The sequence below is a fragment of the Embleya sp. NBC_00896 genome (assembly GCF_045207785.1).
Taxonomy (GTDB): domain Bacteria; phylum Actinomycetota; class Actinomycetes; order Streptomycetales; family Streptomycetaceae; genus Embleya.
Window position 1 is genome coordinate 1,320,593 of sequence record NZ_CP108776.1, and the last position, 25,634, is coordinate 1,346,226.

Annotated in this window: 20 protein-coding genes; 5 read left to right on the forward strand and 15 right to left on the reverse strand. The window is 70.2% G+C overall.

Features of this window, described 5'->3' with window-relative positions; all coding sequences use genetic code 11:
* Positions 1-38: 38 nt before the first annotated feature.
* From OG928_RS06270 to OG928_RS06305, 8 genes are all read right to left on the reverse strand, one after another.
* Entirely contained in the window at positions 39-908 is an 870-nt protein-coding gene (locus tag OG928_RS06270) for an alpha/beta fold hydrolase (protein ID WP_406280371.1), read from the reverse strand.
* Positions 905-1,555 (reverse strand): isochorismatase family protein, encoded by a 651-nt coding sequence (locus OG928_RS06275; protein ID WP_406280373.1) that lies wholly within the window; start codon positions 1,553-1,555, stop codon positions 905-907. The genes OG928_RS06270 and OG928_RS06275 overlap by 4 nt, the downstream gene beginning before the upstream one ends.
* The gene (locus tag OG928_RS06280) at positions 1,552-2,244 is read right to left on the reverse strand and encodes an SRPBCC family protein (RefSeq protein WP_406280375.1); all 693 of its coding nucleotides are present in this window, start codon (positions 2,242-2,244) and stop codon (positions 1,552-1,554) included. The genes OG928_RS06275 and OG928_RS06280 overlap by 4 nt, the downstream gene beginning before the upstream one ends.
* Positions 2,235-2,741, reverse strand: a complete 507-nt coding sequence (locus OG928_RS06285) for a (2Fe-2S)-binding protein (protein WP_406280377.1) — start codon at positions 2,739-2,741, stop codon at positions 2,235-2,237. The genes OG928_RS06280 and OG928_RS06285 overlap by 10 nt, the downstream gene beginning before the upstream one ends.
* The gene (locus OG928_RS06290) at positions 2,738-5,125 is read right to left on the reverse strand and encodes a xanthine dehydrogenase family protein molybdopterin-binding subunit (protein ID WP_406280379.1); all 2,388 of its coding nucleotides are present in this window, start codon (positions 5,123-5,125) and stop codon (positions 2,738-2,740) included. The genes OG928_RS06285 and OG928_RS06290 overlap by 4 nt, the downstream gene beginning before the upstream one ends.
* Positions 5,122-5,985 carry an FAD binding domain-containing protein gene (locus OG928_RS06295; protein ID WP_406280381.1) on the reverse strand — a complete coding sequence of 288 codons (864 nt, stop codon included), beginning with the start codon at positions 5,983-5,985 and terminating at the stop codon, positions 5,122-5,124. The genes OG928_RS06290 and OG928_RS06295 overlap by 4 nt, the downstream gene beginning before the upstream one ends.
* Positions 5,986-6,017: 32 nt before the next feature.
* Positions 6,018-7,289, reverse strand: a complete 1,272-nt coding sequence (locus tag OG928_RS06300; protein WP_406280383.1) for an FAD-dependent monooxygenase — start codon at positions 7,287-7,289, stop codon at positions 6,018-6,020.
* Positions 7,290-7,351: 62 nt separating this feature from the next.
* Positions 7,352-8,383 (reverse strand): hypothetical protein, encoded by a 1,032-nt coding sequence (locus tag OG928_RS06305; RefSeq protein ID WP_406280385.1) that lies wholly within the window; start codon positions 8,381-8,383, stop codon positions 7,352-7,354.
* A gap of 533 nt (positions 8,384-8,916) precedes the next feature.
* Here OG928_RS06305 and OG928_RS06310 point away from each other — a divergent pair.
* The 4 genes from OG928_RS06310 to OG928_RS06325 all read left to right on the forward strand — a co-directional run bounded on the left by OG928_RS06310 (position 8,917) and on the right by OG928_RS06325 (position 14,482).
* The gene (locus tag OG928_RS06310) at positions 8,917-11,130 is read left to right on the forward strand and encodes an ATP-dependent RecD-like DNA helicase (RefSeq protein WP_406280387.1); all 2,214 of its coding nucleotides are present in this window, start codon (positions 8,917-8,919) and stop codon (positions 11,128-11,130) included.
* Between the two features lie 361 nt (positions 11,131-11,491).
* Complete coding sequence (locus OG928_RS06315) at positions 11,492-11,983, forward strand: hypothetical protein (RefSeq protein WP_406280389.1); 492 nt, start codon at positions 11,492-11,494, stop codon at positions 11,981-11,983.
* A 94-nt stretch (positions 11,984-12,077) separates the two neighbouring features.
* On the forward strand, positions 12,078-13,394 hold the full coding sequence (locus OG928_RS06320; protein WP_406280391.1) for a cation:proton antiporter: 1,317 nt from the start codon (positions 12,078-12,080) through the stop codon (positions 13,392-13,394).
* Positions 13,395-13,585: 191 nt separating this feature from the next.
* Positions 13,586-14,482, forward strand: coding sequence for a hypothetical protein (locus tag OG928_RS06325; RefSeq protein WP_406280393.1), 897 nt, complete (start codon positions 13,586-13,588; stop codon positions 14,480-14,482).
* 127 nt (positions 14,483-14,609) lie between these two features.
* On the opposite strand, the gene OG928_RS06330 is transcribed toward OG928_RS06325, so the two are convergent.
* Genes OG928_RS06330 through OG928_RS06345 form a run of 4 tightly spaced genes read right to left on the reverse strand, consistent with a single transcriptional unit; the run spans position 14,610 to position 19,543 of the window.
* A complete protein-coding gene (locus tag OG928_RS06330) occupies positions 14,610-15,182 on the reverse strand; it encodes a hypothetical protein (protein ID WP_406280395.1) in 573 nt (190 codons plus the stop codon).
* Complete coding sequence (locus OG928_RS06335; protein ID WP_406280397.1) at positions 15,182-15,964, reverse strand: fatty acid desaturase; 783 nt, start codon at positions 15,962-15,964, stop codon at positions 15,182-15,184. Before OG928_RS06335 ends, OG928_RS06330 begins: the two co-directional genes overlap by 1 nt.
* 22 nt (positions 15,965-15,986) lie before the next feature.
* Entirely contained in the window at positions 15,987-17,069 is a 1,083-nt protein-coding gene (locus OG928_RS06340) for a UbiA family prenyltransferase (protein WP_406280399.1), read from the reverse strand.
* Positions 17,066-19,543 carry a hypothetical protein gene (locus OG928_RS06345; RefSeq protein WP_406280401.1) on the reverse strand — a complete coding sequence of 826 codons (2,478 nt, stop codon included), beginning with the start codon at positions 19,541-19,543 and terminating at the stop codon, positions 17,066-17,068. The genes OG928_RS06340 and OG928_RS06345 overlap by 4 nt, the downstream gene beginning before the upstream one ends.
* 999 nt (positions 19,544-20,542) lie before the next feature.
* Between OG928_RS06345 and OG928_RS06350 the strand changes: the two genes are divergently transcribed.
* The gene (locus OG928_RS06350) at positions 20,543-21,769 is read left to right on the forward strand and encodes a serine hydrolase domain-containing protein (protein WP_406280403.1); all 1,227 of its coding nucleotides are present in this window, start codon (positions 20,543-20,545) and stop codon (positions 21,767-21,769) included.
* 145 nt (positions 21,770-21,914) lie between these two features.
* Here the strand turns inward: OG928_RS06350 and OG928_RS06355 are convergent, their stop codons facing one another.
* From OG928_RS06355 to OG928_RS06365, 3 genes are all read right to left on the reverse strand, one after another.
* Complete coding sequence (locus tag OG928_RS06355) at positions 21,915-23,150, reverse strand: serine hydrolase domain-containing protein (protein ID WP_406280405.1); 1,236 nt, start codon at positions 23,148-23,150, stop codon at positions 21,915-21,917.
* A 259-nt stretch (positions 23,151-23,409) separates the two neighbouring features.
* Entirely contained in the window at positions 23,410-24,900 is a 1,491-nt protein-coding gene (locus OG928_RS06360; RefSeq protein WP_406280407.1) for a phosphodiester glycosidase family protein, read from the reverse strand.
* A gap of 23 nt (positions 24,901-24,923) precedes the next feature.
* Complete coding sequence (locus OG928_RS06365; protein WP_406280409.1) at positions 24,924-25,616, reverse strand: peptidase inhibitor family I36 protein; 693 nt, start codon at positions 25,614-25,616, stop codon at positions 24,924-24,926.
* Between the last annotated feature and the right edge of the window lie 18 nt (positions 25,617-25,634).

Below are 25,634 nucleotides of genomic sequence, written 5' to 3' on the forward strand. Positions count from 1 at the left end.
GCACGCGGCGCCCTCGCCACGGCGCGTGGTCGGCACGGTCAGGGCAGCATCACGCGCAGCGCGGCACGCAACGCCTCCACAGCGGCGGGCGGGTTGTCCCAGAAGACCATGTGCCCGGCATCGGGGATCACCGTGTAGAGGGCGTCGGGGTTGGCGCGCCTCGCCTCGGCGGCGCCCTCCCCGGTGACCACGGGGCTGTCCGCGCCGTACAGCAGTGCGGTTGGTCCCTGGACCGAGGGCCACAGGTCGAAGAAGTCCTCGGTCTCGAAGCCGCGATGCGATGCGAGGATCGCCTCCTGTCCGCAGCTGGCGAGCCAGCTCGCTCGCAGCTCCTGCTCCCGTCGCGGCCAGCGCGGCCAGGACAGGGCGACTTCGTCGGCATCGGTACCCTGCTGCGCCTGCCGCAGCTGCGCCAGGAACACCTCTGCCGTGGTCGGGTACAGGGCGCGCCCGGGGCCGCTCATGGGCGGGTCGACGAGGACGGTTCCGGCGATGTCCGCCTTGCTGCGGACCGCGACGGCGGCGGCGATTCGGGCACCCATCGAGTGCCCGGCGAGCAGCGGCCGGTCGGGGCCGAGGTCCGGGCCGAGGCCGGCGATGATCGCCTCGGTGTCGGAGGCGTAGTCGTCGAGCCCGTACGCCGCTCCCGCGTCCGAGAGCCCGCGCCCGCGTACGTCGACCACGATCGGCCGGACCAGGTCGGTCAGTTCGCGTGCGACGAAGTCCAGGGCGACCGCCGGGCTGGTGATCCCGGGGAGGACGACCAGCGGAGGGAGGTCGCCGCCGTAGTCGAGGACGTGCAGGCGGACTTCGCCCGACCGGACCCACCGGCTGTCGGCCGGCAGCTCCGCGAGGTCGGCGAGGGCGCCTTGCGGTATCGACCGCTGCGATTCGGATCGCTCGGTCATGCGTTGCCTCCTTCGAGGTACTTGATCGCTTCCGCGAGGTCGACGACGTCGCCGTACTTGGCGTCGATGTCGAACAGCGCGGCGTCGTGGGGGCCTTGTGCGCGGTCCCCCGCGCAGTCGCGGGGGACGAGGACCGCGAAGCCGGACTGGACGGCGTCGACGGCGGTCGCGCGGACGCAGCCGCTGGTCGTGGCGCCGCAGACCACGACGGTGTCGCAGCCCAGGCCGGTGAGGTAGGAGGCGAGTGCGGTCCCGAAGAACGCCGAGGCGCCCTTCTTGACGACGAGCTGGTCGGCGGCGGTCCGCGCCAGGCGCGGGTCGAGTGCGACCGCGGCCGAGCCCTCGCGCAGTGCGCGCAGTCCCGGTGCCTTGCGCAGCCAGGCGACCGCGTCGCCGTCCGCCTCGGCGGGGGTGTACGCGATGGCGGTGAAGACCACCGGGGCACCCGCCCGCCGTGCCGCGGCGACCAGTTCGTTGGTCGCCGCGACGACCTCGGTCAGGTCCGAGCCCGTCGGGTAGACGTCCTCGGTGAACCCCTGGGTCAGGTCGACGACCACGACGGCCGGACGGGTACCGAGCCCGGCCGACGCGCCGAAGCCGGCGATGTCGTACGTGCGCTCCGTCGCGTCCCCGTAGAGCCCGGTCATGCGGACCCGCCCATCGCGCGCAGCCGGCGGCGCTGGGAGACGAGGCGGCCGAGCAGCCAGCCCTCGAACAGACCGAAGGCGAAAGCGCCCACGATCGGCGCGTACTTCGCGACCCCGGGGCCCGCGATCAGCGCGAGTCCGTCGAGTTCGGCCGCCGCGGCCGGAGCCGCCGCACGGGCCACCGGGACGAAGCCCGTGCCGGCGGCAGCGGAGGCGATGCCCGCCGGCTCGGAGGCCCGGGCGCCGTCCTGATCGAGCAGATTGCCGAGGTTGCGGGCGAACTGCTGGAGGATGCGGTCCGAAACCGTCGCGATCGCACCCTTGCCGAACTGGGCGATCTTCCCGCGGATCACCAGGTCGGTGACCAGTTCGAGGCGGGCGCCCTCGGGGGCGGGGACCACCGCGAGCGAGACCTCGGCCTCGGCATCGCCGCTGCCGTGGGTATCGGCACCGCGGGCGTGCACCCGCAGGCGGAGCTTCTCGGTGTCGACCTCCAGGAACCGGACGGTTCCCGCATACGCCGCGGAGATCGGGCCGACCTTGACCTTGACGCCGCCGTGCCATTCCTCGCCGTCGCGCCCCGTCAGTGCCGCGCCCGGCATGCACTGCGCGACCCGCTCGACATCGTTGATCAGGGCGAATACCGCGTCGGGTCGGGCGTTGACGGCGACCGAGTTGGTCAGCTGCATGAGTTCTCCTTACGGCGCCGGGCGGCGCATTCGTCGATCGCCTCGACGATGGTCTGGTAGCCGGTGCACCGGCACAGGTTCGAGGCGACGACCTCGCGGATCTGCTCCTTGTCCGCCTTGGGGCACTCCGCGAGGAAGCCCTCGGCGAGCATCAGGAAGCCCGGCGTACAGAAGCCGCACTGGAGTGCGTGGTGATCCGTGAACGACTGCTGCAGAGGGGACAGCCGCCCGTCGTCCGCCAGCGACTCGACGGTCCGGATCCGAGTCCCCTCGGCTTGGGCGGCGAACATGAGGCAGGCGCGCACCGGAAGGTCGTCGACCAGGACGGTGCAGGCACCGCAGATGCCGTGCTCGCAGCCGACGTGCGTGCCGGTCAGGCGCAGGTCGTGCCGCAGGACGTCGACGAGCGTGTGGCGCGGCTCGATGAGCAGCTCGTGCTCCTCGCCGTTGACGTCGAGCGTGACGAGCTGCCGCTCGCGGTACGGGGTTTCGGTCATGAGAGCTGCTCCAGCGCGCGCTGCACGGTTTCCGGGGTGACGGGGGTGTTGTCCAGTTCGACGCCGGTCGGCGCGAGTGCGTCGTTGACCGCGTTCAGGACGGCGGCGGGTGCGCCGATCGTGCCGCCCTCGCCCGCCCCCTTCGCGCCCGTCTCATTGAACAGGCAGGGGGTTTCGAGGTGGTGGATCGCCACATCGGGGATCTCGTGGGCGGTGGGCACCTTGTAGTCCATGAAGCTGGTCGCCGACGGTTCGCCGTTGTCGTCGTAGCTCACCTGCTCGAACAGGGCGCCTGCGATGCCCTGGGCGATACCGCCCCGGCACTGGCCTTCGACGACCTGCGGGTTGACGGCCACGCCGCAGTCCTCGACGCAGATGTACCGCAGGATCTCGACCCGGCCGGTGCCCCGGTGCAGTTCGACGACCACACCGTGGGTGGCGTTGGAGAAGGTGCCGTCGTTGAAGACGTCGAACGAGGCGGTGGCGGTCAGGCCCGGCTCCATGTCCTTGGGGAGCAGATGCGCCTTGAGGTAGGCGGTCTCCGCGATCCGGGCGAAGGCCAGCGCCCGGTCGTGGTCGGCGCGCACCCGGACCCCGCCCCCGTGCAGTTCGGCGTCCGCCTCCCCGACGCCGAGCAGGTGGGCGCCGAGGGCGAGCACCTTCTCGCCGAGTCGGCGGGCGGCGAGGCGTACCGCGCTTCCGCCGACCACGATCGAGCGGCTGGCGAAGGTGCCCCAGCCATAGGCGATCCGGTCGGTGTCGCCCTGGTGGATACGCACCTTGGCGAGGTCCACGCCCAGGACGTCGGCGGCGATCTGGGCCATCGTGGTCTCGTGGCTCTGGCCGTGGCTCTGGGTTCCGGTGGTGATGGTGACCGCGCCGGTGGTGTCCATCCGGGCCTCGGAGAGGTCGAAGCCGGGGACGACCTCCATCTTGCGGGCGGCGAACGCGGAGGAGCCGTAGCCGGTGCGCTCGCTGAAGCAGGCGTAGCCGATGCCGAGGTTGCGGCCTTCTGCGGCAGCGGCCTCCTTGGCCGTGTACCAGCCCTCGTCCTTCACGACCTGCTCGCACAGGTCCAGGGATTCGAGGTAGGAGCCCGGGTCGTAGGTGATGTTGTTGACGCCGGTGTAGGGGAACTCGGTGATGACGTTGCGACGCCGGATCTCGACGGCGTCCAGGCCGAGTTCGCGGGCGGCGCGTTCGAAGAGCCGCTCGACGACCATCACGTACTGCGGGCGGCTGACACCCCGGTACGGCGCGGTCGGCGCCTTGTTGGTGGTGACCGCGCGGCCGCGTACCCGGTAGGCGGGCACCCGGTACACACTCGGCATCTCGGCCGATGCCATCAGCGGTTCGATCCCGGCGGTGAACGGGTAGCAGGAGTAGGCGCCCATATCGCACACGACATCGGCGTCCAGGCCGAGGATCCGGCCGTCGGAGTCGAATGCGGCGCGTACGTCGTAGGTCTGCTCGCGGGCCAGGAACGACGCGGTCAGGGCGTCCTTGCGGTCCTCGATCCACTTGACCGGCCGGTTCAGGCGCAGTGCGGCCGCCGCGACGGCGATCTCCTCGCGGCCGACCACGCACTTCTGGCCGAAGCCGCCGCCCATGTCCGGCACGATCACCCGCACCGCGCGCTCGTCGAGGTGCAGGCACTGGGCCGCCACCGTCCGCACCTGGTGCGGGGTCTGTGTGCAGGTGTGCAGGACGAGCTGTTCTTCCTTGGCGTCCCATTCGGCGACCGCGCCGCGGGTCTCCAGGGGGAGGGCGTTCTGCCGTCCGGTCCTGGTCCGGACCCGGACGACACAGGCGGCCGTGTCGAAGATGGCGTCGATCCCCTCGGTGGCGAACATCGCCACGTCCACGAGCGTGTTGTTCGGCGCCTCGTCATGCACGAGCTGGGCACCAGGGGCCAGCGCCCGGGTGTCCGAGGTGATCGGCGGCAGCGTCGCGTACGCCACCTTGGCCGCCTCCAGGCCGTCCTCGGCGGCGTACGCGTCGGTGGCGATCACGATCGCGACCGGCTCCCCGACGAAGCGCACCCGGTCGTGGGCCAGGATCGGCATATCGGTGGGGACGAACTCGGAGAGCGGGCGGTCGAGCCGCGGGGAGATATCGGCAAGGCCCAGGTCCGCGGCGGTGAAGACGGCGATCACCCCGGGGACCTCGCGGACCGCCGAGAGGTCGATCGAGGCGATCGTGCCGTGCGCGACCGTGCTGCGGACGAACTGGGCGTGCAGCATGCCGGAGAGCTGGATGTCGTCGACGAAGCGGCCGCGCCCGGTGAGCAGGCGCGGATCCTCGCGGCGTCGTACCGACCTGCCGACCAGTCGGTCGGTGGGCTCAGTGTACTTCGTGGGCTCGGCGTGTGTGCTGCCGCTCATCGGTTCACCGCCTGTTCGAGGGCCTGTTCGACCAGGGTGCGGATGAGTGATCTGCGGTAGTTCGCGCTTGCGTTGGCGTCGCCGGGCGGGTCGACGGCCGCGGCGGTGACGCGTGCGCACTCGGCGAACAGCCCGGAGCCCGGCTCGCCGCCCCGGGCCAGTACCGCTTCCGCCTCGGGCACGCGTACCGGCACCGCCGCGACGCCGCCGAGGGCGATCCGGCCGCCGCTGACCCGGCCGTGGCTCAGGTCCAGGTCGACGGCTGCCGCGGCGGTGGCGAAGTCGCCCTGCCGTTCGGCGAATTCGGTGAGTGCGGCGTGCGGGGCGGGGCGGGGGAAGACGATCTCGACGAGCATCTCGTCGGGGTCGAGTGCGGTGGTGAAGAAGCCGTGGAAGAACTCCGCCGCCGCGATCTTCCGCGTGCCACGCGGACCGGTCGCGACCAGGTCCGCATCGAGCAGTACGGCGAGCAGGCACCACTCCGCCGTGGCATCGCCGTGCGCGATGCTGCCGCCGACAGTGCCGCGGGTGCGGATCGGCAGGTGCCCGATCCACCGCATCGCATCGCGCAGGACGGCGAACTCCGGTCCGAGCGTGGCCTCGTCGGCCATCTCGACGGTGTGGTGCGTGGTCAGCGCCCCGATCCGCAGACCGCCGACCGGCGTGCGGTGCACAAACGCCAGATCGCGCAGTCGGCCGATATCGACCAGGTGGGAGGGGCGGGCGAGCCGGAAGTTCATCATCGCGACCAGGCTCTGGCCGCCGGCGATGAGCTTCGCCTCGTCGCCGAGCTCGGCGAGCAGCCGTACGGCGTCCTCGGTGTCGCGGGCCCGGTGGTACGTGAACGGGGCGGGTTTCATGCCACTCCTCTCGGCAATCCTGGTGGGCTGCTTCAGCGGGCGAACTGGTAGGCGAAGGCGCCGAGATCGGGGTCGTCGAGCGGGGTTCCGGACCAGAGCCAGTCGTAGGAGACGTCGGACTCGCCGTCGAAGCCGCGCCGCAGCAGCTCGTCGCGGGCCTCCTGCTCGGGGCCGTCGTGCAGGTGGTAGAAGTCCACGTTGCGCAGCGAGGCGTTCTGGACCATCCCCGCGTGCTTGGCACGCCGGTTGACGTACCGGCGCAGTGCGCTCTCCACACCGTCGTTGGTGACGGACCCCAACTCCTCGGCGAGCACCGCCGCGTCCTCCATCGCCTGCGATGCGCCCTGCGCCTGATAGGGGAGCATCGCGTGGCACGAGTCACCGAGCAGGGCGACGCGGCCGTCCATCCAGACCGGGTCGCGGCGGCGGTGGTAGAGGGCGAAGCACGCGACGTCCTCCTTGGCCTTGGAGAGCATCGCCGCCACCCGGTCGTCCCAGCCCGGGAAGGCGTCGACCAGCGCCTGGGTGGTCGAGGCAACGGTCCACTTCTCGGCTACCTCGTCGGTGCAGGGCACGCAGCCGACGACGTTGAGGAATTCGCCGCCGCGGATCATGTAGTGCACCAGGTGCCGGTCCGGGCCGTACCAGATCGTGCTCTGGTAGCGGTCGACCAGCCAGCGCGTCGCCGGGTCGGCGGCGATCAGATCGCCGGGGATCAGCGCCCGGAAGGCCATCTCACCGGAGAAGACCAGGGTGTCGGGGGCGCCCATGAGGTCGCGGACCGCGGACTTGATGCCGTCCGCGCCGATGAGTGCATCACCTGCGTAGCGCTGTCCGTCCGCGGTGATGGCGACCGGACGGGCCGGGTCGGCGGTGTCGAGGTCGACCACCAGGCTGCCGGTGCGCAGTTCGACGACCGGACCGGGCCCCTCGGGGTCGACGCACGCCTCCATGATCACGCGGTGCAGATCGGCCCGGTGGTAGTGCCAGTACGGCGCGTTGTAGGTGCGCTTGCAGAACTCGCCGAGGGGCGTGAGTCCGATGACGCTGCCGTCCTTCCAGCGCCGCCGCACCTGGTCCAGGGGCTCGGTGCGGATGGCCTCCAGTTGTTCGCGCAGGCCGAGTCCGAACAGGACGCGGCTGGCGTTCGGCGCGGTCTGGATCCCCGCGCCGATCTCCCCCAGCGCGGGCGCCTGCTCCAGCACGGTCACCCGCAGGCCGCGCTGGCGCAGCGCCAACGCGGCGGTCAGCCCGCCGAGTCCGCCGCCGACGACGGTGACTTCGTACGACTGAGTGGAGGCCACTCTTTCGCTCCTTCACATGGTTCCGATGGATGCGCGGCAGCGCGCGGACTGGCGAATGTCGGTCAGCTGTCGACGAGTTCGCCGCCGGTCACGACGTCGGTCCCGTCGACGGACACGGTGCAGCCGCGCATCGCGATATCAAGGTGTGCGTACGACTCCCGGCCGAGCACAGGATGCGGTCCGGTGGACCACAGGAAGTTGCCGGCGAACGCGCGGGCGTCCATGCCCATCAGGTCGCCCTTGCCGTACATCGCGGTGGCGAACCAGTCCGCGCTTCGCATCAGGCCCCAGCCCATGTGCGACAGGCTGCGCGCCCACGGGTCCCGCGCGTCGTGGAAGAACGTGTCGAGCATGCGGGCCTCGGCTCCGCCGGTGATGTCCTTGATGTGGCCGCCGACGACGTGCAGTGTGACCGGGTCGCGGACGTACTCCTTGAACGGCAGCAGGATGTCGCCCTCATCGAGCACGATCGTGCCCTCGGAGACCTCCGGCCAGCACAGCACCATGGTGCTGGGCCAGTGGTCCCAGCGGCCCGGGTCGTCGGCGAATCCACACTGGAACTCCGGCTTGGATCCCGCCAACTGCACGGTGAGGTCGGTGCCCGCTGCCGACGTCACACGCATGACCCGGGCCTGCTTGAGCCGCTCGACGCCCTTGAGGACCTCGGCCTTGTCGCCCTCGGACGGCAGATTGCGGATGAGGACGTCGGGCGCGTCGCAGACGAAGATGATCCGGGTTCCGGTGCGCAGGATCTCCTGCTGGACCGGGGCGTGGATGAACCCCTCCTGGGTCAGGTCCACGACCAGGTCGGCCGACTTGAGCAGGTCCTGGGCCGCGGTGTCGTTGAGCACGGAGGTCAGCCCGGGGCCGGCTCCGGTGTGTGTGCTGGGCATCGGCGCGGGGCTGCCGCCGGGCACGGTCGCCGCGATGACGTGCGCGCCGCAGGCCTTGGCGGCGCCGAACGCCGCGGCCACGTAGTCGCCGCGGCTGGCGGGCTCGGCGAGGACGACGACGTGCTCGCCCGGCTTGAGCTTGCACAGTTGCAGTTCGCGGGTGAACGCGTCGAGCAGATCGACGGACGAGAGATCGAACACGGGTGCCGCTCCTCGTATGGAGTGGGTGTGCGAAGGGGTCCGGGGCGGACCAGGGCAGGCCGGAGCACGCCCTTTCGGACGTGGCCTGAACGACTGCGGTCGCCGGGCGGTGCATTGCCCGACAGAGATGATCCGAACACGTACTATCTCCTCATGGCAAGGGGGTGCACCGGAGTTAACGCGGTTGTTTCCTGCCGACCATTGACGGAGCCGGCGCCGCAACACGGGGCAAATGCCGCCAAGCGACGCCTGTGGGCGCGGATGCCGGGGCGGAATGCCGGGTCCGATCGATGCCCGTCGCGCTTCGGCCGTGAGTGACCCGGCACCCTGCCCAACCTTGCGGATGGTTTCGGGCGCCGGGATGCCGATCGCGATGTTCGCGCGTCTGTTCTCGCTCACGCTGTTCGTCGCGGGAATCGGCCGTCCTCGTGCGAGTGGCCGTCGGGTGTTCCCGGGCGGGACGTCCGGGGTGCGCGTTACCGTGCTCGCAAGGGACGCCGGGGTTCCTTCGCGTTCGTGGGAGAGACGAAGTCGTGGCGGAGACTCGCGAGTGCGTCGAGGGGATCGTCGATCGGGTCGTGTTCGTCGCGGCCGGCGGATACACCGTCGTGCGTCTCGCGGGCGCCCGCGACGAGCCGGTGACGGCGACCGGTGTGCTTCTGCGGGGCACGCAACCGGGCGAGAGCCTTCGCCTGTGGGGGCGGTGGGAGCGCCATTCCCAGCACGGGGTGCGGTTCGTGGTGGCGGACTGCGAGCGGGTGAGGCCGGTCGGCGTGCACGCCATCCAGTGTTTCCTTTCCTCGGGGCTCATCCGCGGGATCGGCCCTCGCCTGGCCGAGGCGATCGTCGGGGTCCACGGCGACCGCACGCTGAAGATGATCGATACCGACCCCGATCAGCTACTGCGGGTCCACAACATCGGGCCCGGGCGCGTGGCGCGCATCGTCCAGGCGTGGGGCGAGCACAAGGCCGTTCACGAGGTCATGGTGTTCCTGCACGGCCTGGGAGCCTCTCCGGCGCTGGCGGTGCGCATTCACCAGGCGCTGGGCGAGGACGCGATCCAGGTCGTGCGGACCCAGCCCTACCGGCTCGTCGAGGAGGTCCGCGGCATCGGATTCCTCACCGCCGACCCGATCGCGATGGCGGTGGGGATCCCCGAGAACAGCCACGAGCGCCTTCGCGCCGGTCTCTTGCACGTGCTGGACACCGCCGAGCAGCGCGGCCACTGCTACCTCACGGAACAGCGCCTGCTGGAGGACGCCACCAAACTCCTCGGCCAGGACGACGACATGCTGCTGCGCCCTGCACTGGACAGCCTGCGTGCGGACCGCCGCGTCGTCGTCGAGGTCGTCCCCACCCGCACCGGCGACGGCCTGGTCGTCTTCTCCGCCCGGATGCACCGCGCCGAGACCGACGTGGCCACCGACATCGCCCGCCTCGCTACCGCCGACTCGGGCATGCCACCGGCATTGGCACGCATCCTGGGCGGCACCCTGCCCGTGCCCGACGGCCAGGAACTCGAACCCGGCCAGGACCAGGCCGTGCGGACCGCGCTCACCCACACCGTCTCGATCGTCACCGGCGGTCCCGGCTGCGGCAAGAGCTTCACCGTGCGCACCCTGGTCGCCACCGTCAAGGCCGCAGGCGCCCGCGTGGCCCTGGCCGCCCCGACCGGTCGCGCCGCACGCCGACTGGAAGAACTCACCGGTACCCGGGCGACGACCGTCCATCGCCTCCTGGCGCGACCACGAGACGCGGACCCGGTCACGCTGTTCGACGACAGCGACGTCCTTGCCTCCGCCGACCTGATCGTCGTCGACGAGGCGTCCATGCTGGACGTGCGCCTGGCCGCCAAACTCCTCGACCGCGTACCCACCGGCGCCCACCTGGTCCTGGTCGGCGACGTCGACCAACTCCCCAGCGTCGGACCGGGAAACGTCCTGCGCGACCTGCTCGCGCTGCCCGAGATCCCCCGCGTCCGCCTGTCCCACGTCTTCCGGCAGGCCGCCGGAAGCAGCATCATCACCAACGCCCACCTCATCCGGCGCGGCGAGGCCCCCGTCAACGAGGGCCAGTTCTGGTTTCTCCCCGAGAACGACCCCGCCCGAATCCCCGACCTCGTCGTCGACATCGCCACCCGACGCCTCCCCGCGAAATTCGGCATCGACGTCGACCAGGTCCAAGTCCTCAGCCCCAAGCGCCGATCCCCGATCGGCGCGATCGAACTGGGCCGCAGAATCCAGGACGTCGTCAACCCCACCAGCGAGGGCATCGCCGAACACTGGTCCGACAGCCGGGTCTTCCGCATCGGCGACAAGGTCACCCAGATCCGCAACGACTACCACAAGGGCGAACACGGCGTCTTCAACGGCACCACGGGCATCGTGACCACCCTGCACCCGGCCGACCGCCTCCTCGACGTCGCCTTGGAGGACGGACGGACCGTCTCGTACGGCTACGACGAACTCGACGACCTCTTGCACGCCTACGCCATCACCGTCCACCGCGCGCAGGGCAGCGAATACCCCTACGTAGTCGTTCCCTTGGTCAAGGCCGATGCCTTCTTCCTGCGCCGCAACCTCGTCTACACCGCCGTCACCCGCGCCCGACAGATGGTCGTCCTCGTCGGCCAACCCGAAGCGCTGGAAATGGCGATCACCCGCCCGGGCGACCCACGCCACACCAACCTCACACGCAGGCTCGGGCAGGCACTGGGTCACCATGTGGAGACCTCCGCGAGGCCGTGACGGACAAGTCCCGAAGCCTGGGCACGTGCATGCTCGGCAGTGGGGCCAGGATGGGCAGCAGGGTCCTTCGCCGGGAACGTCTTCGCAAGGCGATCGACGGCGTTCGTTCCCGCGCGTTGCGACCGGGGCCGTCCGCGAAGGACCGCCCGGTACGGCGCGACGTGGAGCCCGGAGCGGGCCGGCGAGATCCGCCCGGACTCGGCGCCCGGCCCGAGGACCGTTGCTGGGTGTTCCGTGTGTTCCGCGTGTGCGCGTTCGCGGGTTTGCGGGTTTGCGGGGTTTACCCTTTCCGTCGTGTGGACACTCGGGTGTTCGTCCGTGGGCGCTTTCGTCCTGCGGTGTCACGCGAGGAGCGACGAACATGGCGAGCAGGTACGGGCGTGCCGCGGGAGCGGTTTCGATCGGCGTGGTCCTGGCCCTGACCGCGGCGGGATGCGGTGACGACGACAGCGGCGGGGACAGCGACAAGTCGACGCCCACCGCGATCGCGTCCGCGCTCGAATCGGCCGGCGAGGAGGCCAGGGAGGCCGTTTCGTCGGCGAGCGCGTCCGCGGCGGCCAAGCTGGACGAGATCAAGGACGGCGTCGACGCCAAGGCGGACGCGAGCGTCGGCCCGACCGCCGTCGACGGGGACCGCACCACGGCCGAGGTGACCGTCGTCAACGGGACCGACAACAGCGCCGACTACACGCTCACCGTCAATTTCCGCGATGCCGCCGGCAACGTCCTGGACATCGTCGTCGTCGACGTCGACCAGGTCGGCGCCGGCAAGCAGACCACGACCACCGCCCGCAGCCACCGCACACTCTCGGGCCCCACCACAGCCGACATCGGCCGTGTGATCCGGCACTGAGCACGCCGGGCGGGGCCACAAAACGGGCGGGGCCACAAGCCGGCCACCGGCCGTCGGCTGGGGGTGCGACCCCGACGTGGCGTGAGGAGTGCTGATGAATCAGTGGGCCGTGGTGATCGCGGGTGGCGTGGTCGTGGGCTACGGGGCGCTGTCGCGGCGCCTGTCGACGACCGTGATCTCCGGTCCCCTGGTGTTCATGGCCGCTGGGCTGGCGATCGGCCCGCTGGGCCTGGGCCTGCTGGACCGGGCCGACGATCCGGAACTCGTCAGCCTGCTGCTGGAGGGTGCCCTGGCGCTGCTGCTCTTCGCGGACGCGGCGGCGATCCGCCGCCGTGACCTGCGCACGGAGGGGTTCCTGCCGCTGCGGCTGCTGACCCTGGGGCTGCCCGCCTCCGTCGCGCTGGGGTGGCTCCTGGCATGGCCCCTGTTGCCCGGCCTGGGCCTGTGGGAGCTGGCCCTGATCGCCATCATCCTGGCGCCGACGGACTCCGCCCTCGGACAGCAGGCGTTCTCCAACAAGCGGGTCCCGCCCCTGGTCCGCGGCGGCCTGGGGGTCGAGTCCGGAGTCAACGACGGCCTGGCGCTGCCGTTCTTCGTGCTGGCGCTGGCGGCGGCAGGCGAGGGCCACGACCATCCCGGCGTCGTCGAGACGTTCCTGCGCGCGCTGCTGCTGAGCGGCGCCGTCGGGCTCGCCGCCGGATGGGCCGGGGCGAGCGTACTGCGCTGGTCCGTCGACCGGGGCTGGAGCACCACCGACTGGCGGCAGTTCCTGACGATCGCCGTCCCCGTCGTCACCTACGTGCTGTGCGTCGCGGTCGACGGCAGCGGCTTCATCGGCGCCTGGGTCGCCGGTCTGGCCTTCGGTGTCGGCTCGCGCAGGCCGCGGCCCGCCCGAGCCGGCCGCGTCAACGGCACGGATGCCACGCAGAGCACCCGGTTCACCGAGCTTCTCGGCCTGCTGCTCGCGTCGTTGAGCTTCCTGGTCTTCGGCGCGGTCATCCTTGGTCCCGTGCTCGAACGCCTGTCGTGGCGCACGGTGGTCTACGCGCTGATCAGCCTCACCGTCGTCCGGATGCTGCCGGTCGCTCTCTCACTCATCGGCACGGGACTGCGTCCGGCTTCCGTCGCCTACATCGGCTGGTTCGGTCCACGAGGGCTCGCCTCCGTGGTGTTCGGCCTGCTCGCCTTCGGAGAACACCTGCCCGGAACGGCACTGCTGACCGAAGTCGTCGCCGTGACGGTCGGGCTGAGCGTCGTCCTGCACGGCGCCTCGGCCCCGTTCCTGGGCAACCGCTACGGCGACTGGTTCACCAGGACACTGCCCACCGAACCGCACCTGCGGGAGAACGCACTCGCCTCCGACGCCGACTCGGCCACCCACCGCCCCAAGGGCCTCGGAAGCGAGGTGTGACGACGCTGCCCGCCCATGCCGGCCCGCCTCGTCGCCGCGGACGTAGGACGTCTGTCCGGGTGCCTTGTGGGACCGCTTGTGACGACGCGTCGGGCGGCCCTGTCGCGCAGGCTCATGGCCCGGCCTGATTGGGTGGGGAGCGCGGGCGGGAAGGCTGCCGTGGACGTCGTCTGCCGCGCGAGGGGAGCGCCATGGTGCGCAAGGGTCCACGTTCGACCGCTCAAAAGGGTCATCCGTTCGGTCGCCGGCCCACCGGAGGGCTGGCCGACGTGCTGTGGGACTGGTCCAAGTCCGGTACCCGACACGCCGCCCGCAACCGCCTGTTACGCAAGCTGCCCGGCGTCGACACCGCGACGGCGTACCGGTTCGGCCTGGTCGAGCGGCCGCACTACGCCTACGGGGTGCGCCGGGCCACCGAGTCGGCCGCGCGGCTGGGGCATCGAGGCGTCACCGTCGTCGAGTTCGGCGTGGCCGGCGGCAACGGGCTGTTGGCTCTGGCCGAACACGCCCGTTACTACGCCGCCGCCACGGGGGTGGTGGTGCGGGTGGTCGGCTTCGACGGCGGGACGGGCATGCCCCCGGCCAAGGACCCCCGCGATCTGCCCTACCTGTTCGGTCCCGGCTTCTACGCCATGGACCACGACCGACTGCGCGCCCGCCTGGGCGAGGCCGAGTTGGTGATCGGCGACCTCGCCGAGACGCTGCCCCGTTACCTCGACACTCGGGCGCACCTGCTGCGCGACCACCCGGTCGGGTTCGTCTGTCTGGACATGGACCACTACACCTCGACCGCGACCGCACTGGACCTCTTCCGCCGCCCCGGCCACGGGCACCTGCTGCCCCGCGTCACCTGCTACCTGGACGACCTCCCCGGCACCACCGAACACATCGGCGAGGCCGCCGCGATCGCCGACTTCAACGCCGCCCACCCGGACCGGCCGATCGGCCGGGTCCTGGGGCTGCGCGCGTTCACACCGTTCGACCCGCCGTGGGCCGACCAGATCCACGTCCACCACCGCCTGGACCACCCCCACTACACGACCCTGGAAACCGGCGCCACCGGCGACCAACTCCCCCTGCAACCCTGACCAGCCGGTCCTTCGCCGCGGCACCGGTGCCCAACTGCCGGCGGTCGAAACGGAGCGTCGGGACAACCGCAGGGATACCCCCCGGTGGTCCGGCCGTCGGCGGGACGCCCGTCTCGGAGGACATCCGTTACGGACCGATGTCCCCGCGCCCGATGGATCGGACGTCCAACCCCACCGCCTGTCCCGTTTCGGTGACTTCGTCGACGCGCAATTCGGCACGGACGTCGGCGCGGTCGATCTGTTCGGCCCGGAGAGCGGCTGCGTAACCGGCGATGGTTCCGGCGTGCATGCGGACATCGACCGTCGTCTCGGCAGCTGTGCGCGACTCCCCGGCGAACGTCAGCGGGAAGCCGTAGACGTGCTCCAGACACCGACGCAAGACGTCGGCGGTACGGAGGAGTTCCGGGTCGGTCGTGGTGACAGGCGCGATGCCTTCGACGTAATCGACGAGGTCGCGTCGGAGAGTGGAGATGGCGTGTTCGTCGTCGGCGTCGAGCCTCGCGAAGTCGATCTGCACGGTCCGCGCGCCGCCCTCGAGCAACGGTGTGTCCGGCAGGGCAATCTCCTGTACGGCCGCCGCCCGGCGTTCGCGTCGGTCGCGGCTGCGGCGCAGGACGTCCGCGGCTTGGTCGTAGAGGAACTGCACGGCGCCGGCGAGGGCGACCCCGCCGAGCGCGGCCAAGGTGATGGGTTCCGGCATCAGGATTCACTCCGATCAGAGGTGGGGGTACGCGGGGTCGAGGCGAGTCCGCAGTGCGCCATCAGGGAAATGACCCACCAGCCGGGGTCCACTTCCCCGCGTCGCGTCGCCAAGACGGCGCACGCGGGGGCGGCATGGTGGTTCGCGTGCAGCGATTCGCCTGCGGTGAGCGGCGCGAACAGGGCCAGGTTGCGTCCGATCGGGTGCCGAGCACGGCCCGATGAGTCGGCCGAGTCGGCGGTATCGGCACCGGCCCCCGGGGACAGATGCCCCAGGCCGTTGACGATCGAGACGCCGGCGACGAGTTGGATCAGGGCGAGTACGTAGATCCACAGGGCGGACATCGGATCGGTCAGCAGCGACAGCAAGGCGAGCGAGACCAGGATGCCCCCGCAGCGGCGCCCGAACGGCATCTTCTCGAAGATGTCGGGGGTGATGTCCCGGGTCAGCCGGTCGACTTGGGCACGGTCCCGACAAGCCCGGCGCACCAGTTGGCCGGACCGCAGGGAGACTGCCCACAGCCCGTGATGGTACGGGCTGTGCGGGTCCCCGGCCGTGTCCGCATGGCTGTGGTGCAGGCGATGGGCCGCGACCCACTCACGCGGATTGCTGCCCAGGAGAAGCCAGATGACCGTGCGGAAGACGTGCCGAACCGCCGGGTGCAGGTCCACTGCGTTGTGCGCCAGACAACGATGGAGGTAGATCGACTGGGCAAACGTTGTGGTCTGCGCGAGTCCGAAGGCGATGAGGAAGTCGAGGCCGGAAGGAGCCCACTGCTGCATGGTGTGTGCCTCTCGCCGCGGGTCAGTCGGCCGAACCGGGGACTGGGTCGACCACTCCCCTTGGCCGCGAGCGGGCTCCACCAGGAGCCAAGGAACGCGCGATCAGCGCCCAGATCCGTTTGGCCCCCACCGGGAGCGCCACGACCAGGAAGGCCGCCAGAGCGACGGTCCCGCGTCTGCGCGCGCACGCGAGAATCGCCAACATCCCCACGAGGGCCAGCATTTGCAGACTGGCACTGGCGTATCGGCTCGCCATGGGACGGGACTCACTCAAGGACCGCCACAGCAAGACGGCGGCAGCGCTCATGAACGCGATCGCGTACAGCGCGATCGGGAATCCGGATTCCCCTCGGGTGAACGAGATCAGGACCGGAACCGTGGCCAGACCGACGAAGGCGACTTGAAGGGTCCATGCATACGCGACCAGACCCGTCGGGATGGTCGGTTTGGTGTCGGCCGGTCGGGCGCCGAACATGATCGGGGTTGTGCGCGCACCGAACGTGAAGTCGCTGTACAGGTCGCGGAGTCCGGCGTGCACGCCGTTGATCAGCACGATGAACAGGGCTACGGCGGCGTCCACCAGGTACGTCACCACAGTCGGCCGACCGGCCGCCGCGGCACCGTAGTGGACCATCGCCGCGGACCCCAACCCCTGTGCGAGGTCCATGAGCGGCGGGAACGGTGTGCGCTTGCCCCACCAGTCGTACACGGCCACGCCCGCGATGGCGCAGCCGAGGACGAGAGCGCGACCGCTGTCGGGCCCCAACAGCAGGATGTCCAGGGCGAAGGCGGCGGGAACGGCCGCGACGACGAGGCATGCGGCCTGTGCGGGGCGTACCGCACCGCTGACGAGCGGGCGACCGACCTTGCGTGGATCTCCTCGGTCGACGCCGAGGTCCGCAAGGTCGTTGAGCACCGTGTACACGATGTGGAACGGAATGGCGACGAGGAAAGTCGCCGCTGCCCGGTCGAGTTGGCCGTCGCTTGCGCTGAGCGCACCCATGAAGGGAAGGGCCAGGCTCCAGCCCACCAGCGGAAGTCTGAGCAGGCTGCCCAGCATCCACAGACGTGCTCGCCAATGTGCCGGCCGTTCGGATAGGTTCAAGATGGCTCCTCTTCGACGGCCCACGCGCCCAGGTGGTAGTCGTACTCGCGCACAAGATTCAGCAGAGTCGTGGTGTATCCGACAATGAAGTCTTCGATCGATTCGCTGGTGACGAGATAGCGGAGCGCCGGAATCGTCAGACGCTCCCGCATCACAGGAGTGTGCGCCACCTGGTAGATCGCGGAGTTGAAGTACCCCACCTGGTCCATGGAGCGCCGGATGCGAGCCACGTTCGAGCGCGCGCTGACCTCACCGCGCAAGTGGCCGTGGCCATTCTCGGCAAGGAACAGGTCGACGATGCGGGGATGCAGCACGCGCATCGTGGCGAGTGCGTCGACGAAGCTGTGCAACGTCTTGTCGGTGGGTCGGAAGGGGATCGACCGCAAGGCCGACAGCGCTTGCCGGGGGTAGTACAAGCCGACCATGGCAAGGCCGTCGATCAGCGCGGCTTCCAGGTCGGAGTCTTGTGTCTCACGCGCCTGCCCGAGAGCGATCTCGACTTCGGACATCGGCTGGTCCGCCTTGCCGCAGGCGAAGCCGAGCGGGAGGAGCATCACGTTCAGGTTCCGCAGTGCCCCGTCGTCACGCGTGATGACGGTACGGGCGTCGTTCCGTAGGACGAACGCGGTTTGCCAGGCGACAAAGGGTCGCCAGTCCGTTCGCGTGGGGGACAGGACTCCGAAGGCGATCAAGTGCCACAGCCGTGCCCGTGGTGTCAGATCGGGAAACCTTGCGCGCAGGAAGGGTTCGAGCGACTCGAGTGACCGACGTGCGTGCGACGCCAGCGCGATCGCGCCGATGACTCTCAAGAACGCCACGTCGGATTCGAGCAGTTCGCACAGCAGCCCGTATGACGACTTCAAGTCGCTGTCGGGGGCCAGGAGTTCGATGGCGTCGGAGAGCAGTTGCCGCGGCTTCGGCCCGCCGCGGAAGTAGGCATCCGGCGATTGCATGACGTCGACCATGGCCGCCTCGCCAACCCGTTGGGACAGGGTCTTGGCGGCCGTCGAGATCAACAGCCCGGCCACGAGATCGTGATTCGCGATGCGCATGTGCAGCCGCTTGGTGAGGATCTCCCACCAGAGTTGGTCACCCCAGGCGATGAGTTCCGCATCGTGGACGCGGTGGATGTACAGGATGATCGTCACGTCCGACAGGAAACGCAGTCGCCGGCGCGCGTCGAAGGGCGCCCAGAGTCGGATGCCGTCGGCGATCTCCTTGAGGAAGGCACGCACGATTTCGTGGTCGCCTTGGGCGAACTTCAGATAGGCCATGTAGGCGGCCATGCGCGGATGGTCCGGGTCATCGGCCAGAGCCAGTGCGCGCATCAGATTCGCGGCGGAGAATCCCAGCTGGTACACCGCGTTCAGACCCACGTGACGGGCCGACGAGTCGGGGCTCGCCAAGAACCCCAGGATCGCCTTGGGCCCGCTCGTCGGGTAGGTACGGGCCAGTGCGGCAGCGGCCACGCCTTGCAGTTGCGGCTGTTCGGTGCCGGCGAACGCGTCGATGAGCCGGTGCAACGCGTCGAAGTCACCGCGCTCGACCGCGTGGTCCAAAGCCGCGTTCGCGGTTCTGAGCATGCCGTCCGTTCTCCCGCTCGCGATCTGGGCATCGCGATAAGCCGGATCCAGGGCCAACGTGTAGAGCTCGTCGGAGCCCAAACCCCGCCGTGTCCCGATCCCCCTGCGGACGTGTTCCGCCAGATACGCCAGCCCGTAGTCGTCGCAGGCGGACCACGAGCCGTCGGCGAACCTGTCGAGGTAGCTCCGTGCGGTCGCGGCGTGCGTGTCCTCCGGAGCGGAGTGGAACGGATTCGGGCTCCGGTCGGGGAGAAACGGCACGGCGATGAAGTCGGCCATGGATTCGTGGAAGAACCGCAGAGCCGGTTCGCCGCTGCTGCCGAAGTCGATCAGCTGCTGCAGCTCGTCGACCCTGGTCATCACGTTTGCGGCCGGGGTCCGCAGAATATCGGCGGTCGTCTGCAGCGGCAGCGGGCTGCGAGCCACGGCCAGCAGCCCCAGTAGCGGCAGGTGGTTGGCGAGGATGCTGTCGCCCTGCCCGTAGGAGCCGGCGTGGGGGATCAACTGCTGCAAGTAGGCGCGATACAGAGCGGGCAGTCCGCGCGGCAGCCCACCTGCGGCGGGAATGATGTTGCCGGACTCGAGCTCGTCCAGAACGTGCCTTGCGTACTGGAAGTTGCTGTCCGCAGCGACGGTGATCTGCGACTCGAGCCGGTCGGCGGACGACGTGCCTCGGGCCCCGGCGTAGCTTCGGGCTCTGCGTTTGACGTATTCCGCCACGTCCTCGTACCCACGCACGCGCGCCCACTCCGCCCCGAAGTCGAACGTCCGCGTGTTGTCCGGGAAGAGTTCCCTGATCCGTCGGTCGGGCTTGGCGGTGACGAGCACCTTCACATTCCGTGGGAGGACCGCGAGGCTCGACACCAGGTGGGCGATGGACGTTCCGTCCACGGCGAGCGCCTCGTCCAGTCCGTCGACCAGGAGGGCCAGGGTCAGCGTCGGCCGATCGACGGCAAGGTACGTCAACGGTTCGGTGACGATGCGGTGGAAGCCGTCGGCGATCGTGTGTCCCGCGACCCACAGGTGATCGGTGCGGATCCCTACGGCCTCCCCGAGGTTGGTCCCGACGGTCACGTTGACCTGGATGGCCGGCGACGGACCCTGACGAAGCACGGCGAGTCCGTACTCGGGTACCGCGGCGGCCAGGCTGCTCGCGAACCGCCGCACGAAGAACCGGGGATCCGGACTTCCGTCCTCGATCCGTCGACCGCAGAAGTAGGCGAAGTTCCAGCGCGCACGGATGCGCGCCAACCGGGCACCCGAAGGCCCCGACGGGGTGGGCCCGGCGCCGGCCAGCCACGCGCACATGGCCGTCTTGCCAACCCCCGGGCCTCCCGTGAGGAGGAGGAACTTCTCGGTGGCGGCACCGTCGAGCCACTCCTCGACGGCCGGCAGCACCCACTCCCGCCCGGTGAAGTCCCGGACCTGCGCTGCCAGTGCAGCAGGAACGTGTCCCCCCAAGACTCCCCCTCCCCCGCCCCCACGCGACTCGGAAGCCGCGATCCCCGGGCGCCCATCATCGTGGAAGTACCCGGTGGCGCTCAGGCTTTCCGCAAAATGGCGGTTGCGGCGAAGATGTCCGAAGATCTGTTCGCTTAGCTCCGGTGAAGCCGGACGACGACGCCCGACACGCGTCGGAGCAACAACTCGGGTCTGCGGTGCCTCGGGGCTCGCGAGCAGTTCCTCGTCGGCAGGGCGGCCGTCGCCTGTGTCCCGGGCTGTCGCCTGTGCCCGGGGTCGTCGCCTGTGTCCCGGGCTGTCGCCAGGACGCTGACGAGGGGCGGGTCGAGGGGCGGGTCGGGGGTGGGGCCCTGGCCTTGATGGGTGATCGTGCGGCGGGTCGTGGTGGGGGGTCCGGGGGTGTGGGGGCGTTGTGGTGAGACTGCGGGGATGAGATATACCCGCCTCGCTCGTACCTTTTGTGTCGTAGTGCTGGTCGCCGCGAGCGCCCAGGCCGCCTCGGCCGGACCGGCCCCGGCTCCGGCCGGTGGCGACGATTCGCGGGGCCGTGCGTGCGCCGCCACTCCGCGGCCCGGCGACGGCCCGGCGCGTACCGTGCTGGAGATCGCCGAGCAGGTCAAGCGGGAGCTCGACCTCAACTCGGTCATCCTGCGCGTCACATACGGCGGCCGGGAACTCGTGACGGCCGGTCTGGGCGAGTCGATGACCGGCGTACCGGCCGATCCCGCGATGCACTTCCGCACCGGGTCGGTCGGCATCGCCTACATGGGCACCACGCTGCTGCGCCTCGTGGACGAGGGCCGCGTCGGACTCGACGATCCCGTCGCGCGCTGGCTCCCCGAACTCCCGAACGCCGACCACATCACGCTGCGGATGCTCGCCAACTCCAGTTCGGGTCTGACCGACTACGTCACCAACGCCGACTTCCTCGCCGCGCTGACGGCCGCACCGTTCAAGCACTGGACACCCGAAGAGCTCATCGGCGTCTCCCTGAGCAAGCCGGTCTGGTACGAACCGGGCACCAACTGGAGCTACTCCCACGCCAACTTCGTCCTGCTCGGCGCGGCCCTGGAGCGGATCACCGGGACGCGCCTGGACGTCCTGCTGCGGCAGTACGTGACCGACCCGCTCCGCCTCGACGAGACCCGCAACAGCTTCACCCCGGACATCCCGACCCCGGTCCAGCACGCGTTCACGTCCGAGCGCGGCATGTACGAGGAGTCCACGTTCTGGAACCCGTCGTGGACCACCGCTCCCGGCGCGGTGCTCACCGGTGACATCTGCGACCTCACGGCGTCCGCGGAAGGCATCGGCTCGGGCCGACTGCTCTCCCCGCAGAGCCACCGCGAACTGCTGAACCCGGGCACGGTCGGCCTCGGCACCCCCACGGCTACCTGCCCCGCATCCGTATGTATGCCGAACACCGAGGAAAAGCACTTCGGCATGGGCGTCATCGTGCTCGGCGACTGGATTCTCCAGAACCCGTCGTTCTCCGGCTACGCCGCCGTCCAGTCCTACCTGCCCGCCGAACGCCTGGCGATCGCCGTGTCCACCACCAAAGGCAAGGCCACCCCACCCGGCACGAACACCGCCGAGATCATCATGAACCGCATCGCGGCGGCCCTGGCCCCCGACCACCCGCTCCCCGCTCCCTGATGGCGTGACCGGAAGGGTTCGCCGGCGTCCGCTCCACGAGTCCTGTGCGTGGAGCGGACGCCGGGCGGCGGGCGGCCTGCGGCCGGTGGACTGCGGTTGCAGCCGCACCGGACCGGCTGGAACGGGGCCCGCCCGATGGCGAGTCCTACCGCTGGGGTGGGATGTCGTAGATGTGATCCGGCGTGATGATGTTCGTGATCGCCTTGCCGACGAGGGTGCTCGGCTCGTAGCCCTGGTAGAGGACGTCCGTGTTGAGCAGCACCACCAGCGTCGCGTCCTCCTCGGGCAGGTAGATGGTGAGGCTCTCGTACCCGGGCAGTGAGCCGTTGTGGCCGATCCACCCGTTGATGTTGAAGATCCCGAGCCCGTAGCCCGCGCCGGGGAGGCCGGTGGGGAGGACGTTGAGGCGTTCCGCCTGGGTGGCGGGCTTGAGCAGGGTGCCGGTGGCGACGTCCTTGGCCCAGCGCTTGAGGTCCTGCAGGTCGGAGATCATCGCGCCGGCCGCCCAGCCCCAGCTCGGGTTCCAGTGGGTGGTATCCGCGATCTCGCCGGTGGGCGTCTGGTTGGTGTAGCCGTGGGCGTACGGCTCGGGGAACTCGGCCCCTTGGGGGAAGAGGGTGTGCTTGAGGTGGCTGGGCCGAATGACCCGGCGGTGGATGAAGCTCCTCAGGCTCTCGCCGCTCATCTTCTCGACCACCAGGCCGAGCAGGATGTAGTTGGTGTTCGAGTACTGGAACTGGGCGCCCGGCGGGAACTGGTTGGGGTGCTTGAACGCGTAGGCGAGCAGTTCCTCCGGGGTGAAGGGGCGGTTGGGGTCGTTGAGGAACGCGGTGATGAAGTCGTCGTCCGCGCTGTACGAGAACAGGCCGCTGCGCATGTCGAGCAGGTCGCGCAGCGCGATGTGGTCGCCGTTCGGGACGCCGTCGATGTACTTGGAGATCGGGTCGTCGAGGCCGACCAGGCCGTCGTCGACGAGTTCCAGCACCGCCGTGGCGGTGAACGTCTTGGTTTCGCTGCCGATGCGCATGTTCAGCTTGTCGGTCATGGGCTCGCCGGTGTCCTTGTCGGCGACGCCGAACGCGCGGACGTAGTTGCCCTTGCCGGGCATCCACACGCCGACCTGCACACCGGGGATGCCGGCCTCCCGCATGACCTGCTGCACTGCCTCGTCGAGCCTGGTTTGCAACTCCGGGCTCAGCCCGTCGGTCGGGCAGTCGTGGTCGCCCCCGCCGGTCCCGGTCCCGGTCCCGGCCACGACGCCGACGAGCGGCGAGGCGTGTGCCGGGGCAATCGCCACCGGCAGTATCCCCGCGACGGCGAGCGTCGCCGCGGCGAGCGTGCGGGCTGCCACCGAACGGCGGGACAGGAAGGGTCTTCTCATGATCCGGGGCCTCTCTCGTATGTCATGTCTCTGCCGAATCGATCGTCGGCGACGAGAGCCCCGCGGCACGGCCGGCCGGCGCGCGGTTCGGGTGATGTCGGCCCCGATCCACCCGATCGGCCCTGAGGATGGCTGGATGGCTGGATGGCTGGATGGCCGAATGGCCGGTGTACCTGACGACGGTTGGGCACGGGTCACACCTGACGACGGCCCCGCATCTGTTCCGGCGTTCCCGCGTGATGGAACTGTGCCGACCGTGTCAGCGGTCTTCGGCCGCGGTGTAGGGGGTTGCTTCGGGGATGTCTTGGAGGCCGTAGGCGCGGGGGGCGAGGTAGATGGCGTTGAAGACGGGGCGTTCGGTCAGGGTGCCGTTGGTCTTGTCGGTGACGACCGTCACGCGGTGGGTGTCGATCATCAGGGTGGTGGATCCGCCGCCGTCGAGGTTGATGGCGTCGACCAGGTGTAGGGGGTCGGCCTTCAGAAGGGTTGCGAACTCGGGGAGGAGGGCGCCGTCCTCGGCGGTGCCGCCGGTGAGGGTGGCGAGGACCGTCGCGCCTGTGATGTCGGTGCCGAGGGCGGTGCGTGAATCGGTGCAGACCGTGCCGCCGGCGTCGAGGAGCTCCTTGCAGGGGTTGCCCAGGTCGTTCGGGAGTTCACCGTCTCGGAGCAATCGGTGGACGCCGTTGACGATGTCGACCGAGGCGTCGAGCGGGATCGGGCGGTCGGTGTTCAGGTCGGTGACGGTCTGGGTGATGGTCAGGGCGACGCCCACGCGGGCGTGCCTGCTCAACCACGTGCCGCCGGCGCCCACACCCTGGAGGACGCGGCCGCCTTCGGGGACGACGACCTTCTCGGCCGGCGTCCGTCCGCCTCGCTTCGCGCGGGCCGCCGTAACGACGTTCCGGGCGTCGAGCACGACCTCGAACCCGGCGTCGTCGTCCTCCTTCAGGGCCTTGTCGACGCCCGGCTTGGGGAGCGGGACCCCGTAGTCCGAGGTGAACACGACGATCTCGTCCGGGTCCCGGAAGACCGCGGGGTCCGCCGTCGGCTGGTCCGCCTCCTCGCGTCGGCAGCCGGGCACCCGGCCCGGGTTGCGGTTCACGTCGTCGATCTCGTAGGCGGTCCTGGCGTCGGTGGCCAAGGCGACGGACATGTTCGTGCGCAGCCTGGAGATGTAGGGCATGCCGAACCGGAGCACCGCGGACACGTTGCCGGCACCTTTGTTCCAGCAACTCGCGCCGTACAGCACGCCGTTGCGGGCGGCGATGCCCGTGGAGGCGATCGTCGACACACCGAGATCGGGGTGGGCGGGTTCGGGTTTGAAGTACCCGCCGTTGACGCCCGCGATCGGCCGCCGGCTCACGAATGGCGTCACCGACGCCAGTTGGGCGGAGGTCGGTTCCGCGACTCCCGCGGCCATTCCGGACGTGCTGTCCAGCGTGACCGGAGACCGCCCCGGATCGGCCCGCACCACGTCCAGGACGCGCGGCCCGGGGCGCGACGGGTGGGGGTGCTTCTCGGTCCAGCGGGTGTACACGACGCCGGCCGCCAAGGTCTTGGTCTCACCCTTGGTCCAGGCGTCCGCCAAGGGCACGACCGGCTGCCCGGTGACCGCAGGCAGGGTGGTCGGGCGCGGGGCGCCGGCTTCCGAGGAACCCGGGGCTGCGATCACGATCGCCGCGCATAGGGACCCGCCCGCGGCCGCCAGCGCGATTCCGCCGCGCCACAGGTTTCGCCTGGCCCGCCTCATGCCTGGCGCTCTTTTGGCCCGCCTCATGCCTGGCACTCCTTGGTCCCGGCGACGAGCTCGTGGGAACGAAACGTCGCGGCGAAGGGGTCGGGGATGGTGGCGTCGGCACCGCTCAAGACGACGAAAGCGCCGTAGGGTCGCGGCCCTTCCGGGTTGGGCCAGGTACCCGTGTACCGCTCGGCCCGGTAGAAGCACGCGTGCAGAGCCGTGCGGTTCACGGCGGAGTGGACGCCGTTCGCCCAACTCGGCGCGTAGGCGGGGATCCGGTCGGCGTCGGCCACGAACATCGGTCCCCTGCCCCGCGGTTCCTTGAAGATGCACAGGCGCGCCTCGGGGCAGCGCTCGTAGCCGGTGAAGCACTGCGCTCGGGACGACACGAGCTTGTGCGAGGACGCCTTACGCGCGAACCCGCCACCGGCATACGCGTCGGTGTTGCCGGGTTTCACGGTCTCCAAGGCTCCGCCGTACTCGGGGTCGGCGTACATGCAGGCCCAGTACGGCGTGTTGTTCCGGACGGAGAGCGTCTTGTCGTCCCAGGCGGCCTCGTACGTCCGCGCGTCGTCCGTGACGGCGTACGCCTTCGACCTCCCTTTGCCGTCGAACAGGCACAGACGATCCGCCGGACAATCCCGCAGCGCCTCCTCCCCGTGCGCCGGCAGCGCGGACAGCGCCGTGCCGAACAGGGCGAGGACACCGACGGCGATGGATACGCGCACTCGCGCGGTCCGCGCACC

What these genes read in the sequence shown, in the direction of transcription:
- OG928_RS06285 (WP_406280377.1), bottom strand. Translation starts at nt 2,741, where the DNA reads ATGACCGAAACCCCGTACCGCGAGCGGCAGCTCGTCACGCTCGACGTC.
- OG928_RS06355 (WP_406280405.1), bottom strand. Translation starts at nt 23,150, where the DNA reads ATGAGAAGACCCTTCCTGTCCCGCCGTTCGGTGGCAGCCCGCACGCTC.
- OG928_RS06360 (WP_406280407.1), bottom strand. Translation starts at nt 24,900, where the DNA reads ATGAGGCGGGCCAGGCGAAACCTGTGGCGCGGCGGAATCGCGCTGGCG.
- OG928_RS06350 (WP_406280403.1), top strand. Translation starts at nt 20,543, where the DNA reads ATGAGATATACCCGCCTCGCTCGTACCTTTTGTGTCGTAGTGCTGGTC.
- OG928_RS06290 (WP_406280379.1), bottom strand. Translation starts at nt 5,125, where the DNA reads ATGAGCGGCAGCACACACGCCGAGCCCACGAAGTACACTGAGCCCACC.
- OG928_RS06335 (WP_406280397.1), bottom strand. Translation starts at nt 15,964, where the DNA reads ATGCAGCAGTGGGCTCCTTCCGGCCTCGACTTCCTCATCGCCTTCGGA.
- OG928_RS06320 (WP_406280391.1), top strand. Translation starts at nt 12,078, where the DNA reads ATGAATCAGTGGGCCGTGGTGATCGCGGGTGGCGTGGTCGTGGGCTAC.
- OG928_RS06270 (WP_406280371.1), bottom strand. Translation starts at nt 908, where the DNA reads ATGACCGAGCGATCCGAATCGCAGCGGTCGATACCGCAAGGCGCCCTC.
- OG928_RS06295 (WP_406280381.1), bottom strand. Translation starts at nt 5,985, where the DNA reads ATGAAACCCGCCCCGTTCACGTACCACCGGGCCCGCGACACCGAGGAC.
- OG928_RS06275 (WP_406280373.1), bottom strand. Translation starts at nt 1,555, where the DNA reads ATGACCGGGCTCTACGGGGACGCGACGGAGCGCACGTACGACATCGCC.
- OG928_RS06330 (WP_406280395.1), bottom strand. Translation starts at nt 15,182, where the DNA reads ATGCCGGAACCCATCACCTTGGCCGCGCTCGGCGGGGTCGCCCTCGCC.
- OG928_RS06315 (WP_406280389.1), top strand. Translation starts at nt 11,492, where the DNA reads ATGGCGAGCAGGTACGGGCGTGCCGCGGGAGCGGTTTCGATCGGCGTG.
- OG928_RS06325 (WP_406280393.1), top strand. Translation starts at nt 13,586, where the DNA reads ATGGTGCGCAAGGGTCCACGTTCGACCGCTCAAAAGGGTCATCCGTTC.
- OG928_RS06280 (WP_406280375.1), bottom strand. Translation starts at nt 2,244, where the DNA reads ATGCAGCTGACCAACTCGGTCGCCGTCAACGCCCGACCCGACGCGGTA.